A 14,120-nucleotide genomic window follows, 5' to 3' on the forward strand; every position below is an offset into this window, starting at 1 on the left:
TCACTTCCCTTCGGTGGTCAGGCCCATGAGGGCGTCGATGGCGTGGTCGGTGACCGCGTCGCCGGTGAGTCGGCCGGTGATCCGGCCCGATTCGAGGCGGATGATCTGGTCCGCGCCCCGGACAGACTCCGGGCGGTGCGCGATGACCAGCACCGTGCGTCCGGCGACGAGCCTGTTCAGTGCGAGCTGGATCTCGGACTCGGCGTCCGGATCGGTCGCGGCCAGGGCCTCGTCGAGGATGAGTATCGGGGCGTCGGCCAGCAGCGCACGGGCGATGGCGATGCGCTGCGCCTGACCGCCGGAGAGATCCGTCCCGGATTCGCCGCCGATGACGGTGTCGAGCCCGTCCGGCAGCGCCTCGATCTCCTCGGCTATACGGGCTGACCGAGCCGCGGCCCAGACCTCCTCGTCGGTCGCCTCCGGAGTGGCGAGGCGGATGTTGTCCCGGATCGTCAGCTGGAGGAGCTTGGGATTCTGGAGGACGAAGCTGACCTCGCCGTAGAGCTGCCGGGTGGTGAGTTCACGGATGTCCACGCCGCCGATGAGGACGCGTCCGGAATCGGGGTCCGTGAATCGCGCGAGCATCGTCGCGAGAGTCGACTTGCCGGAACCGGACGGACCGACCAGTGCGGTCACCGTCCCCTCCGGGCAGGTCAGGTCGACATGATCGAGGGCGGTGTTCCCGGTGCCGTCACCGTAGGAGAAGCTGACGTCCTCGAAGTGGACGGTGTGCCCGTCGGGTGTTCCGCCGGAACCCACCGGGAGTGACGGGGCGTTGAGGGTCTCCTGCAGTCGTTTCGCCGCGGCTCCGGCCGTGAGATAGCCCCAGGACGAGTTGGCCATGACGACGACGGCCGTCGGAATGACGAGGGAGATCAGGGTCGTGGCGAGGACGTCCGCGATGGAGACGGTTCCGTTGCGCACGAGCAGTGAGCCACCGGCGAAGTTGACCAGGATCAGCAGGGGGACGCTGATGATCGCCTCCGCGATCGCGGAGCGGCGCATCTGCGGTCCGCACCAGTCGTAGAAGAAGGAGGAGAACCGGTCCGCGGCATCGGCGTACCGCCGGTGGGCACGGCCGGTCTGCCCGAACGCCTTGACCACCTCGATGCCGTCGGCGAACTCGACCGCGGTCGCGGAGACGTCGCCGAGCAGGACATCCATCTCCGTGGTCTTCTCCGCCATGCCGCGCATCGACAGGATCATGATCAGGATGTACACGGGCAGGTTCGCCACGGCGAGCAGACCCAGCCGCCAGTCCACGAAGAACGCGTAGACGATGAGTGCGACGGGGGCCGCCGACGCCGCGGCCGACTCCACGGGTGCATGGGCGATGAGTGTGTGCAGGGTACGGATGTCGTCCTGCACGGCCTTGCGCACCCGTCCCGAGTTGGTGTCGCTGAACCACGCCAGCGGGGCGGTGGCGACGCGGGCGACCAGTCGGTTGCGGACGAGGGTGCCCAGTTTCAGGTCCGCGTAGTGGGTGATCCCGAGTCCCGTGAGCATCAGCATCGCCTGGGCGGCGAAGGCGCCGATGAGCCATGCGGTCACGGTGGTCACCTCGCCGCGGTCGGGTGACACCCCGGACGCCCGTGCCGTGAGGAAGATCTCACCGAGCCGGACGAGGGCGATGTAGGGGGCGATGGCGGCGACGCCGGAGAGCACACCGAACACCCGCCCGATGTTCAGTGCCCCCGCGACGGGGGAGAGCAGTTCCTTGAGCGCCGCCTTCTCCGCGGCGGAGCGTTCGGCGGCATCGGTGATTCTCTCATCGTCCGGTTTCGTGCGGTTGGTTGTCATGTCATTCCTCGGATTCGTTTTCTGTTAGGTGTGGTGTGAGTTCGATGACACGGTCGCAGCAGGCGGAGATCAGTTCGGCGTCGTGGCTGATGACGATCACCACCGCGCCGCCCTCCGCGAGCTCCCGGAGCTTGGCCGCGATCGCGTCCAGATGCGCGAGATCGACCCCGGAGGTGGGTTCGTCGAAGACGTAGATCCGCTTGTTCTGCGCGAGCGCTGTGGCGATGACCAGACGTTGGCGTTGTCCCCCGGACAGTGACAGCGGGTGGCGGGTGGCCGTGTCGGCCAGCCCCAGTGCCGCCAGCAGCTCGGCGGCGTGCTCACCGCCGTGGTCGCCGTCCGTGCCGAGGGTGACCTCACCGATGACGGTGTCCGCGAACAGCTGCCGCCCCGTGTCCTGCATGACGATGTACCCGTTCGCCGCCCGGTCCCGGGCCGAGAGGGGACGGCCCGCGAGTGAGACGCGACCACCCCCGGCCGGGTTCCCGAGCCCGCAGATCAGTCGGGCGAGGGTGGTTTTCCCGGCTCCGTTCGGTCCGGTCAGTCCGGTGACGGTTCCTGCCGGGAAGACCATGTGGGGGATGTCCAGTACGGTCCGTGACCCGTAGGAGAAACGGATGTCCCTCAGTTCCAGGCCGTCGGTGTCTGCGGGGGCTCCGGGGTCCGCCGTGGGGACCGGTGCCACCGGACGGGTGAGGGATCTGAGCCCGAGGCGTCGTCGCGTGTCGTCGTCGAGGGTGAAGAACTCCCGCCCGGTGAAGCTGCGTTCGATACGGCCGTCGCGCAGGTAGTGCACCGTGTCGGCCAGATCCCGCAGGTGGTGGAGGCGGTGCTCGGCGGTGATGATCGTCGTACCCTCGGACTTGAGTTCGGCGAGCAGTGTCGCGAGCTCGTCGACGGCGGTCGGCGAGAGGTTCGATGTGGCCTCGTCCAGGAGCAGGACCGGTACCCCGGCGACGACCGCGCAGGTGCACGCGACCCGTTGGAGCTGCCCACCGGACAGGGTCGACAGTTTCCGCCCGAGCAGTCCGGAGATTCCGCACCGTTCGGCTGCCTCGGTGACCCGGGCACGGATCTCCGGGGGAGCGGCCCCGAAGTTCTCCGGGGTGAAGGCGAGTTCCGTGGTCACCGTCGAGGTGAAGAACTGCGTGCGGGGATTCTGGAACACGGTTGCGCTCAATCCCCCTACCTCGGACAGAGGGGTCGTCGGCATGTCGGCTCCGCTGACGCGGACCGTTCCGCTGATGTCGCCCGGGTGGAAGTTCGGGGCGAGTCCGTTGATGAGACGGAGCACGGTCGATTTCCCGGAGCCGGAGGGGCCGCACAACACTGTGAGGCTTCCCGGTGGACAGCTCAGGGTGATGTCGCTGACCCCACGCCCGGGCTCCACCGGCGTCGTTGTGTCCGTCTCGACGACCCCGAAGACCTCGTCGGCTCCGGCTGCGCGGTCGGCGCGGTAGCTGAAACTGACGCCGTCGAGGGTGATCCGTCCCGTGCCGGTCATCGCTGCAGCTCCCATCCACTGACGTGCAGGCCCACGAGCGCGGCGACGGCGAGCAGCAGCACCAGATCGGTCGGCCCGAACCCGACCCGGGTCACCGTGGTCGGCCGGACGGTTGAGCCGTCACGCAGGGTGGTGACCCCCAACCCCCGGATCAACGCGGCGGCCGCGAGCTCGTCACTGATCCGGATCGCCGAGGACAGCAGCGGGATGACGACGTAGATGCCGTAGCGCACCGGGTGTAAAAGCAGACCGAGCGCGCCGGGCCGGATCCCTCGCAGGCTCATGGCCTCGTTGATCGCACGGGTCTCCGCCAGTAGCGCGGGGAGAAACCGTACGACCACGGCCAGCGGGATGATGAGCCAGTTCGGGGCGTGCATCCTGCGCAGCGCCGCATTCAACTCGGTCGGACGCAGCTGCGTGAGGACGAACGCGGCGATACCGACGGCGACCGTGAACCGGGAGATCCAGTAGGCCAGCACCCCCACCAGCGCCGCAGGTGAGTTCGACCAGTGGGCCGGGATCCAGTAGGCGGCGGCCGTCAGGAGGACGACCGACACCAGGAGCAGGATCGCCCACCGGACCCGTCCCGTGACCAGGAGGGCCGTGACCGTGAGCAGTGCACCTGCGACGGCCACGAGTTGATCGGTCCGGCCCATCATCAGGGCGTTGACGGTCAGCAGCAGCAGAATGAGGGTGCGTGGATCGGCGCGTCTCACGCCAGCCCCGCCCGTGCGAAGTTCCGCCGTCCGACGCGCACCCCGATCCGTCCCCCGATCAGCGCGAGGACGAAGACGAGGATCATCCAGACGATCATGGACCGGGGCTGCAGGAAGAACTCCAGTGCATCGATGTAGTCCTGGCCCATGGTCCCGGCGATGTCGTCGACGTACCGGGTCGAGTTGTACAGCAGGGGTACCCACGGTGCCATGTAGAGCTGGGAGAAGATCGCGTAGGCGACGGGCATGCGCCAGCCGCCGCGGAGCCGGGCGAAGGCGATGTCGCCGCCGAACCCGGCGAGGGTGGAGACGATCGGGGTGATCCAGGGATGCCCGGTGAGGACGAAGAGGATTCCGACGATCAGGCTCATCAGGGTCAGTGCGCCCATCTTCGGGGTGCGCGCGAGATACAGGGCTATGACGGTGCCGTTGAGCAGTAGCCCCAGTCCGAACCCGACGAACATGATCAGGGGTCCGATCATCCCGAGCATGCCGGTGGCGAAGAGGATGAGGAAGTAGATGACGGTGAAGATTCCGACATTGATGAAATCTCTGGTGTCGAGTCGGGATGCCACTCGGTGCTCCTTGGGTGATGAGAGTCGCGGCGCGACTTCCTGGTCTTTTGATCTCTCGTGCCGTTTGCGGATGGGATACCTCGGATCGGCCCCCATAACTGTGATCGCTATTCAGTAATAGCATAGGCTTACCCTTTCCGACAGGGGGGACGGGTTGATCCGCGGGGACCTTCCCCGTGGTCGGGTGGCGTCCGACCGGAAGCCCGCGCCGGATTCACGGTCCTCCGTGGACGCCCCGCCCGGGGCCGTTAGAATCGACCGACATGGCCAAGAACAAGAAGCCCCGTCCAACACCTGTCCCCGCGGACCGAGTCGCGGGACTGGTCGACGCCCACACGCATCTCGCGAGCTGCGGTGCCCGTACCCCGGAGGAGATCGACGCCATCGTCGCCCGTGCCGTGGACGCCGGTGTCGAAAAGCTCTGCACCGTCGGCGACGGGCTGGAGGAGGCGTGCGCCGCACTCGAGGCGGCCAACACCCATGAGCGGGTCTACGCCGCGTGCGCCGTGCACCCCACGCGGGCGGATCAGATGGATGACGTCGTCCGCGCCCGGCTCACCGAGATGGCCCGAGATCCGCGCTGCGTCGCGATCGGGGAGACCGGTCTGGACGCCTACTGGATCACCCGCTCCGACACCTGTGCGTCGATGGACGCCCAGGAGGAGGCGCTCCGCTGGCACATCGACCTCGCCGTCAGTTCGGGGCGAACCCTGATGATCCACAACCGGGAGGCCGACGCCGATCTCCTGCGGATCCTCGCCGATTCACCGGCGCCCCGCGAGGTGATGCTGCACTGCTTCTCCTCCCCGCTGGACGTGGCGGAGGAGGCACTGTCCCGCGGATACGTCCTCTCCTTCAGCGGCAACGTCACCTTCAACGCGAACGACCATCTGCGGGAGGCCGCGCGGATCGCCCCCGCGGGCCAGCTTCTCGTGGAGACCGACGCCCCCTACATGACGCCCGTCCCGTACCGCGGGTCGAAGAACGAACCCGCACTCATCGGCCACTCCTACGCACGGATCGCCCAGATCCGCGGAGTGGACGTCAGGGAGCTCGCGGATGAGGTCAACGCCACGTTCGACAGGGTCTACGGGCTGGACCTCCCCGCCTGATCCGGCGCCGTCCGGCGTGGGCGCACCTGAGGTCGGGATGAGATAAGGTTAGCCTCATGGTGTGTTCCGCCGGGTGTCGTCCGCACCCGGCGGACGTGTCCGGCAACCCGAAACCGTCGAGAGGATGGTCCGCTGTGCCCTCACAGGCGTCCCCCCATTCGTCCCCGCAGTCACCCCGGCAGATGCTCCTGCGGTCGCGCCCGCAGTCGGGTCCGCAATTCGCCGACGTCTCCGGCGGGGTCGGGGTGCGCCTGAGCGCACCGATGCCACTGTGAGCGCGACGGAGAACCCGGACGGCACAACTCTCCGGGACCGGTTCCGGCTGCCGAGACTGACCACCCGGGCACTCATCGTCTGCTGCGTTCTCGGTGCCGCGTCCGGTCTCATCATCCAGATCGCACGCCCGGTGGGGTGGGTGCTGAAGGTCACGGTCCCGTGGCTCGCGTTCCCCACGCCGTTCCCGTGGATGCTCCCGATGATCACCGCGGCCCTGCTGCTGCGCCGCCCAGGGGTGGCCACGATGACCTCGGTCGTCGCCGGAATCGTCGGCTTCAACCCCTTCTCCCCGATCTCGGGTCTGATCATCGACGCGGTTCTCGCGCCGTGGACCCTGCGTCGGAACCGTGATTCCAGCGGAGGCTGGCTCCTCGCGGCCGTTCTCTCCAGCATGGCGGTCGGCACGGTCAACTGGATCTCCATGTTCTTCTACCGCGAGTTCCTCCTGCTGGACACCGTCTGGATCGTGATGGCGGGGGTCGTACGCATCGGTCTCGGTGCGGTGTACGGCTGGCTGGCCTGGCTCCTGGCTGAACGTCTGATCAACGCCGGATTCGACCTGCGCGGCATCGCGCTGGACAGGGCACGGTCGCGGGAGGCCGGGCGGATCACCCGGGTTCCGGGCAGCGGGGACGTGGCTCCGCGTTCCGCGGAGGTCGTCATCGACCACCTGAGCGTCACGTATCCGGGTGCCCCCGCGCCGGCGGTCGACGACGTGGACATCACGCTCGCCGCAGGCAGCTACACCCTCGTGTCGGGGCCGACCGGGTCCGGTAAATCCACGGTCGCCCTCTCTGTCGCGGGTGTTCTCGGAGCGGGATTCCCCGCCGACACCACGGGATCGGTGCGCATCGACGGAACCACGGTCGCCGGACCGGAGGGAACGGTGGCGCCGGTTGCCGAGGTCGGTCGCCGGGTGGCCGCGGTCTGGCAGCATCCGGAGAGCCAGCTGTTCGCCGCCACTGTCATCGACGAGATCCGCAGGGGGCTCGACCACCTGTGCGTCCCGGCGGAGGAGGGGACCCGGCGGGCGCTGGCCGCCCTCGATGACGTGGGGTTGTCCCACATTCACCCGCTGCGGGACCCCTGGACCCTGTCCGGTGGTGAGCAGCAGCGGCTCGTTCTCGCGGCGGCCCTGGTGCTCGACACGCCGGTTCTCGTGCTCGACGAGGTGACCAGCCAGCTCGATGACGAGGCGACGGAACGGTTCACCGAGGTCCTCCGGAGGATCCGTGCCAGCCGGGACATCACGGTCCTCGCGGTCGACCATCACGCGGAGGCGCACATGGATCTGGCGGACCGGGTCGTCGTCATCGCGCCGGGAGGCTCCGTCGCGGTCGACGGCACCCCGGAGGAGGTGTACGGACGGCATGCGCGGGAGTGTCGGGAACTGGGCCTCCGTGTACCGGCACCCTGGGCCGACGACGAGACCTTCACCGGCTCAGGCCGGCGCTGCGCGACGGCGTCCACGGGGCCGTCGGCGGACACGGACACGGGGCTCCGGCTCGAGGGGGTCGGTGTCCACGGTCACGGCAGAGAGCTTCTCGACGGCGTCGACGCCGAGATCCCCGAGGGGGCGGTTCTCGCACTCAGGGGCCCGAACGGATCCGGGAAGACGACGCTGATCCGGGTACTGTCCGGTGTGCGCCGGGGGCTCCGTGGGCGGGTGACCCCGGGCCGTCGTGACCGGATCCGCGCCGGGATCGGGTGGGCTCCGCAACGTAGCGGTGACCTCATCCTCAGCGGCACCGTCGACTCCGAGCTGACCGCAGCGGCGAAAGCCGCCGGACTCACCGTCACCGATGACGACCTCACCCGGTGGCGCGACATGATCGGACTGTCCGACGCCGGTGGCAAACACCCCCTGAAGCTCTCCGGGGGACAACGGCAGCGGCTCGCCGTTCTCGTCGCGATGATCGGTGGCCCGGAACTGGTCCTTCTCGATGAACCGACGAGTTCCCAGGACGGCACCGGTGCGCGTCAGATAGCGGACATCATCTCGACCCATGCGGCCGACCGTGTGACGGTCATCGCCACCCATGACCCCGATTTCGCCGATGCGGTGGCGACCCACCGGATGCGGCTGGTCGGCGGCAGGACCGAAGGAGTGACCCCGGCATGAGTTCCGTCCCGGAGAAGATGCGGACGCTGACCGAGAGGGAACGGACGGAGGCGGTCCGCGCCTACGACCGTCGCACCCCGAGGAGCAGGTGGGCGCATCCACTGCTCGTCAGTGCGGCCGTACCGGTTCCCATGGTGGTCACCCTCATGGCCAGGGGGCCGGAACTGCCCGCGGTCGTCATGGCCGCCACTCTCATCGCCATCTGGGTGCTCAACCCCCGGTGGGGATTGGCGGCCACACTGTCGCTGCCGGTGCTCGTGGTTGTCGTCGGTCTCAGTTTCCTGTTCTGGTTGCCCGACCCCGCGGTGTACTCACCACCGGTGGACTGGTTGCCCGGCGATCCGCCCCGGGAGAAGGTGCTGCAGGGCCTGACCGGTGGTCTGCGGACGACCGCCGCAGGTACGGTCGCCGCGCCGCTGCTGCTGATGGTCACCTGGCGCGAGTTCACCGACACCGTGCTCCGCTATCTCCCCGTCAGCTACCGGGTGGTGGACATCCTCGGGTTGGGCATGCGCTACCTCCGTATCATCGGTCGGGACCTCGTCACCGTCGGTCGGATGTCCGTGCTGCGGGCGCGGGGGAGCAGGGTCGCCCGGCCCCGGGTGACGGTCGCGGCGACCGTTCCGGTCCTCGCCGCGTCGATGCGTCAGGGGGAGCAGCTCGCCGTGGCCGTCGACGGGCGTGCCTTCGGCGCGTACCGGCGGCGGACCCTGCACCACGCGATCGAACTCCGACCGGTGCACTGGGTGCTCCCCACCGTCATCGTGGTCGCGGCCGTCGCCGGACTGCTCGTTCTGGGGTGACGGGCACGGTACCGGACCTGAAACGTACGGTGCTCAAAAAACGCCTGTCACCTGCTGTGACTGTTGTGACTTAACGTCCCCTGAAATGTCGACAACCCTGGCGTTGTTACCGTATCGTGACGGTGATCGTGTCGGGGTCGGCGGATGAGACCGGCTCCGGACACACGGTTCGTCACACTTCGTTCAGGCAGACAGGTAGCCCCTTCACCACCATGACAGCACAACACCGTCAGTCCCGCATCAACCGTCTCAACGGCAGTCGCAGCGTCCCCCTGAGGATGGCCACCGGCGGCATGCTCGCGACCCTCATGGTCGGTGGCGGATTGGCGGTCATCGCGAAGAAGGACGTGTCCCTCGACGTCGACGGTGAGATGATCCAGCTCGCCACCCTGTCCACCACCGTCGACGACGTCCTCGACGAGGCCGGGGTTGATCTGGGGTCCACGGAGGCCGTCGTCACGCCGGCGCTGGGGGCCCGGTTGGACGGGCAGGACGCGCGGATCACCGTCCGTACCGTCCGTCCCGTCACCGTCTCCGTCGACGGGGAGTCCCGTACCGTCGAGACCACGGCCCTGACCGTCGGTGATCTCGTCGGGGAACTCGGAACCGTCGGCCCCGACGACAGACTCAGCGCCCCGTCGGACACCGCGCTCCCGGTGTCCGGGTTCACCCTGGAGATCACCACCCCGAAAACCGTCGGCCTGTTCGACGGGGGCGCGCGGCGTACCGCCACCGTCCCGGCGGTGACCGTCGGTGATCTGCTCGATCACGAGGGTGTCGTCCTGGGGGATCTCGACACGGTCTCCCCGGCGGTGGACGCTCCCGTGCGGGACGGCATGAACATCGTCATCGACCGGATCCGCACGGACACCCTGACCGACACCGTGCCGTTCAGTGTCCCGCCCGTCTACGTCGATGATCCGGAGGCCGAACAGGGGACGGAGACGGTCACCGCTCCGGGTGTCGACGGTACGCGCCGGGTGGTCAGGGACGTCCGCTGGGTCAACGGACGGGAGGTCGCGAGTACCGTCATCGAGGAAACCGAACTCACCCCCGCCGTGCCCGCGACCATAGCCCGGGGTACCCGACCCGCCGCGCCCGCCGTGGCGAACGGTTCCGTCTGGGACGCCATCGCACAGTGCGAGTCCACCGGCAACTGGTCGATCAACACCGGCAACGGATTCTCCGGCGGTCTCCAGTTCACCCCGTCGACCTGGTTGGCCTTCGGCGGTGGACAGTACGCGCCGATGGCGTGGCAGGCGACCCGTGAACAACAGATCGCGGTCGCCGAGAAGGTCCGGGCCGGTCAGGGCTGGGGAGCGTGGCCCGCCTGCACGGCGAAACTGGGTATCCGCTGACGGATCACCCGGCCTTCCCGGACCGGATGGTCGGGCCGGTGCGTCACTGCGGTAGATTTGGCGGCATCATGGACACACCCCAGGACACCTCCCACGCGGGCCCGCGACCTGCCGCACTGCTCGGACCGGTGGAGATCCGGCAGCTCGCCGAGGAACTCGACATCACCCCGACGAAGAAGCTCGGGCAGAATTTCGTGCACGACCCGAACACCGTCCGGAGGATCGTGTCGGCGGCGTCCGTGGGGGCGGACGATGACGTCATCGAGGTCGGACCCGGACTCGGTTCCCTGACCCTCGCGCTGCTGGACACCGTCCGTTCCGTCACCGCCGTCGAGATTGATCCGCGCCTCGCGGGCCGATTGCCGCAGACCGTCGCCGACCGCGCACCGGATCACGCCGACCGGCTCACACTCATCCTCCAGGATGCGTTGACGGTCATGCCGGCGGATCTCCGTACGGCCGGCGCCCCGGAGCCCACGGCACTCGTCGCCAACCTGCCGTACAACGTCTCCGTACCGGTGCTCCTGCACCTGCTGGCGGAGTTTCCCTCCATCAGGCGTGTACTGGTCATGGTCCAGGCGGAGGTCGCCGACAGACTGGCTGCAGCCCCCGGGTCGAAGATCTACGGTGTCCCCAGTGTCAAGGCCGCGTTCTACGGTGACGTCCGTCGGGCGGGGGCCATCGGCACCAATGTCTTCTGGCCGGCCCCGAAGATAGATTCCGGTCTGGTCCGGATCGACCGTTTCCGGGCGGGGGGCGAACCCTGGCCGATCGGGGCGGAGAGCCGTGCCGCGGTGTTCCCTCTGGTCGACGCCGCCTTCGCCCAGCGGCGGAAGACTCTCCGTGCCGCCCTGTCCGGGCACTACGGTTCCGGGGTCGCGGCGGAGGAGGCGCTGCGTCACGCGGGCATCGAGCCGGGGCTCCGGGGGGAGAAACTCGGCGTCGCCGACTTCGTCCGGCTGGCGGGGGTCGTGTAGTGGGCTCGGTCACCGCACTCGGGCACGCCAAGATCAATCTCGCGCTGGAGGTCGGTCCGTTGCGTGCGGACGGCTTCCACGAACTGGACACCGTCTTCCAGTCCCTCGACCTGCATGACCGGGTGACCGTGACCCCCGTCGACGGCCCGGCGGGGGTGCGTCGGCTCACCGTCTCCGGTCTCGGTGCCACCGGTGTTCCGACCGACCGGGCCAACCTCGCCTGGCGTGCCGCCGAGATGCTCCTCGACGGAGTGCCCGGGGCCCCCTCGGTGGACATCCACATCGAGAAGGGCATCCCCACCGCGGGTGGCATGGCCGGAGGGTCGGCGGACGCCGCCGCGACGCTGCTCGCCACCGGAGAGGTTCTCCGTACGGTCACCGGTGCCGCTCCCTCACGGGGGCGTCTGCTGGGGTACGCGGCGGAACTCGGATCGGATGTCCCGTTCACGCTCCTCGGTGGAACCCGACGCGGCACCGGGCGCGGGGAACGGCTGGAGGAGATCCCGGTGTCACGGAGGTACCACTGGGTCCTCGCCTTCAACAGGGGGGGATTGTCGACCCCGGCGGTGTTCCGCGCTCTCGATGAGTCGCGCTCCACGGGGTCGGTGGAGATCTCCGGTACCCGTGCACTCCGCTCGGCTCTTCTCGCCGGCGCCGGGCCCGGGGAGATCGCACCGTTGCTGGTCAACGATCTCGAGGGGCCCGCACTGCGACTGTCCCCGACACTGTCGGGGATCCTGCGCCGTGGGCGGGACGCCGGTGCACTCACCGGAATCGTGTCCGGGTCGGGACCGACCTGTGGTTTCCTCTGTGCCGATGCGGCCACCGCCCGTGTGGTCGCCGACTCCGTGACGGGGGCCGACGGTGTCGTCATGACCGCGACCGCCATCGGGCCCGCACCCGGGGCCGAACTTGTTCCACGATGAAAGGTAAGCGGCTGTGGCCAATCTGATCAATCTGGAGAACGTGTCCAAGACCTTCGGGCTGAAGACACTGCTCGACTCGGTGAGCATCGGTGTTCAGACCGGCGACCGGATCGGTGTCGTCGGTCTGAACGGTGGCGGTAAGACGACCCTGCTCGAGATCCTCGCCGGGATCGAACCGCCGGATTCCGGTCGGGTCTCCCACACCGGGGACCTCCGCATGGCGGTGGTGACACAGCGGGCGAACCTGACCGACACCGACACCGTCGCCGACGTCGTCCTGCGTCCCCTCGGGCTGGACACCTACGAGTGGGCGTCCCAGGCCAGGGTCCGGGAGGTGCTCGGAGGGCTCGGTATCGTCGACCTGGGGCTCGACACACCCGTCGGTCAGCTGTCCGGCGGTGAACGCCGTCGGACGAATCTCGCGGCGGCGATGGTCCGCGATCTCGATCTGCTGATCCTCGACGAGCCGACCAACCATCTGGACATCGAGGGGGTCCAGTGGCTGGCCGCCCATCTCGTCGCCCGCCGGTGCGCACTCGTCGTCGTCACCCACGACCGGTGGTTCCTGGACACCGTAGCCACCCGTACCTGGGAGGTCCACGACGGCACCGTCGACGCCTACGAGGGCGGCTACAACGACTGGACCTTCGCCCGGGCCGAACGGGCACGACAGGCTGACGCGATCGAACAGCGGAGACAGAATCTCGCACGCAAGGAGCTCGCCTGGCTGCGCCGGGGGGCACCCGCCCGGACCTCCAAACCGCGCTACCGGATCGAAGCCGCGGAGGCGCTCATCAGCAACGTTCCCGCACCCCGTGACACCGTCGAACTCATGGCCTTCTCCAGGAAACGGCAGGGGCGGGTGGTCATCGAACTCGAGGACGCGACGATCACGACCCCGGACGGACGGGAACTCGTCCGCGACCTGACCTGGAGGTTGAACCCCGGGGAGCGGATCGGACTGGTCGGTGTCAACGGATCCGGTAAAACCACCCTGCTGCGCACCATCGCCGGTGAACACGAACTCGCCGGGGGACGTCGGATCGAGGGGAAGACGGTCCGTCTCGGATGGTTGCGGCAGGAACTCGATGACCTGGACCCGAACCAGCGCCTGCTCGACGCCGTGGAGGACGTGGCGAGTTACGTACAGATGGGTAAACGTGAGCTGAGCGCTTCACAGCTCGCCGAGAGGTTGGGGTTCTCCGCGAAGCGACAGCGTACGCCGGTGGGGGATCTGTCCGGCGGTGAGCGGCGTCGACTGCAGCTGACCCGGGTCCTCATGGCTGAACCGAACGTGCTGCTCCTCGATGAGCCGACCAACGATCTCGACATCGACACCCTCCAGGAACTGGAGAGTCTGCTCGACGGCTGGCCGGGGACCCTCGTCGTGATCTCCCACGACCGGTATCTGATCGAGCGGGTCTGCGACAGTACATGGGCCCTGTTCGGTGACGGGGAACTGACCAATCTGCCCGGGGGGATCGAGGAGTATCTGGAACGGCGGGCCCGGACCGCGGAAGGCACCACCGGTGTCCTCGATCTCGGATCCGCCAATGAACTCGGTGAGTCCGCTCCGGGTGGTGGCACCTCGGACGGTGGGGAACGGAGGCTGTCGGCTGCGGAAGAGCAGCGTCTGACGAAGGAGATGCGGTCGGTCGAGCGGAAGATGGGCAAGCTCCAGTCCCGGCAGGCGTCGCTCGCCGCTGAGATGGCGCAGGCGGCGGAACAGCTCGACCAGTCGAAACTCGTGGAACTCGATGCGCGGAGGGTGGAGCTGGAGGCGGAGACAGATGCTCTGGAGTCCCAGTGGATGGGCCTTGCGGAAGCCCTCGAAGGCTAACAATGTTACCCCCATATTGGGGGCAATCGTAACGGAACTCCACGCCGCCCGCACAATGCGTTAAACTGACACCCACATAAGAGAAAGCTAAAAGCTGAAGGGTATTCGCGG

The 14,120-nt window shown here is 68.4% G+C and carries 11 protein-coding genes; 7 read left to right on the plus strand and 4 right to left on the minus strand.

Going from position 1 to position 14,120, the window contains the following annotated elements:
• Genes JIM94_RS07000 through JIM94_RS07015 form a run of 4 tightly spaced genes read right to left on the minus strand, consistent with a single transcriptional unit; the run spans position 1 to position 4,595 of the window.
• A complete protein-coding gene (locus tag JIM94_RS07000; RefSeq protein ID WP_200251028.1) occupies positions 1–1,800 on the minus strand; it encodes an ABC transporter ATP-binding protein in 1,800 nt (599 codons plus the stop codon).
• Position 1,801: 1 nt separating this feature from the next.
• Positions 1,802–3,304: an ABC transporter ATP-binding protein gene (locus JIM94_RS07005; protein WP_200251030.1), complete on the minus strand. Its 1,503-nt coding sequence runs from the start codon at positions 3,302–3,304 to the stop codon at positions 1,802–1,804.
• Positions 3,301–4,020, minus strand: a complete 720-nt coding sequence (locus tag JIM94_RS07010; protein WP_200251032.1) for an energy-coupling factor transporter transmembrane component T family protein — start codon at positions 4,018–4,020, stop codon at positions 3,301–3,303. Before JIM94_RS07010 ends, JIM94_RS07005 begins: the two co-directional genes overlap by 4 nt.
• On the minus strand, positions 4,017–4,595 hold the full coding sequence (locus JIM94_RS07015) for an MptD family putative ECF transporter S component (RefSeq protein ID WP_200251034.1): 579 nt from the start codon (positions 4,593–4,595) through the stop codon (positions 4,017–4,019). The genes JIM94_RS07010 and JIM94_RS07015 overlap by 4 nt, the downstream gene beginning before the upstream one ends.
• Before the next feature lie 263 nt (positions 4,596–4,858).
• Between JIM94_RS07015 and JIM94_RS07020 the strand changes: the two genes are divergently transcribed.
• The 7 genes from JIM94_RS07020 (at position 4,859) to JIM94_RS07050 (ending at position 14,009) form a co-directional block, all read left to right on the plus strand.
• Positions 4,859–5,707, plus strand: coding sequence for a TatD family hydrolase (locus tag JIM94_RS07020; protein ID WP_200251035.1), 849 nt, complete (start codon positions 4,859–4,861; stop codon positions 5,705–5,707).
• Between the two features lie 271 nt (positions 5,708–5,978).
• The gene (locus JIM94_RS07025; protein ID WP_200251036.1) at positions 5,979–8,105 is read left to right on the plus strand and encodes an ATP-binding cassette domain-containing protein; all 2,127 of its coding nucleotides are present in this window, start codon (positions 5,979–5,981) and stop codon (positions 8,103–8,105) included.
• Complete coding sequence (locus tag JIM94_RS07030) at positions 8,102–8,908, plus strand: energy-coupling factor transporter transmembrane component T family protein (protein WP_200251037.1); 807 nt, start codon at positions 8,102–8,104, stop codon at positions 8,906–8,908. Before JIM94_RS07025 ends, JIM94_RS07030 begins: the two co-directional genes overlap by 4 nt.
• Before the next feature lie 212 nt (positions 8,909–9,120).
• Positions 9,121–10,266 carry a resuscitation-promoting factor gene (locus tag JIM94_RS07035; RefSeq protein WP_234039057.1) on the plus strand — a complete coding sequence of 382 codons (1,146 nt, stop codon included), beginning with the start codon at positions 9,121–9,123 and terminating at the stop codon, positions 10,264–10,266.
• A 68-nt stretch (positions 10,267–10,334) separates the two neighbouring features.
• Positions 10,335–11,243 (plus strand): 16S rRNA (adenine(1518)-N(6)/adenine(1519)-N(6))-dimethyltransferase RsmA, encoded by a 909-nt coding sequence (gene rsmA, locus JIM94_RS07040; protein WP_200251042.1) that lies wholly within the window; start codon positions 10,335–10,337, stop codon positions 11,241–11,243.
• Complete coding sequence (locus tag JIM94_RS07045) at positions 11,243–12,169, plus strand: 4-(cytidine 5'-diphospho)-2-C-methyl-D-erythritol kinase (RefSeq protein ID WP_200251043.1); 927 nt, start codon at positions 11,243–11,245, stop codon at positions 12,167–12,169. The genes rsmA and JIM94_RS07045 overlap by 1 nt, the downstream gene beginning before the upstream one ends.
• Before the next feature lie 13 nt (positions 12,170–12,182).
• Positions 12,183–14,009, plus strand: a complete 1,827-nt coding sequence (locus JIM94_RS07050) for an ATP-binding cassette domain-containing protein (RefSeq protein ID WP_200251044.1) — start codon at positions 12,183–12,185, stop codon at positions 14,007–14,009.
• The last annotated feature ends 111 nt before the right edge of the window (positions 14,010–14,120 follow it).

The sequence above is a fragment of the Corynebacterium pygosceleis genome, assembly GCF_016595275.2.
GTDB lineage: Bacteria > Actinomycetota > Actinomycetes > Mycobacteriales > Mycobacteriaceae > Corynebacterium > Corynebacterium pygosceleis.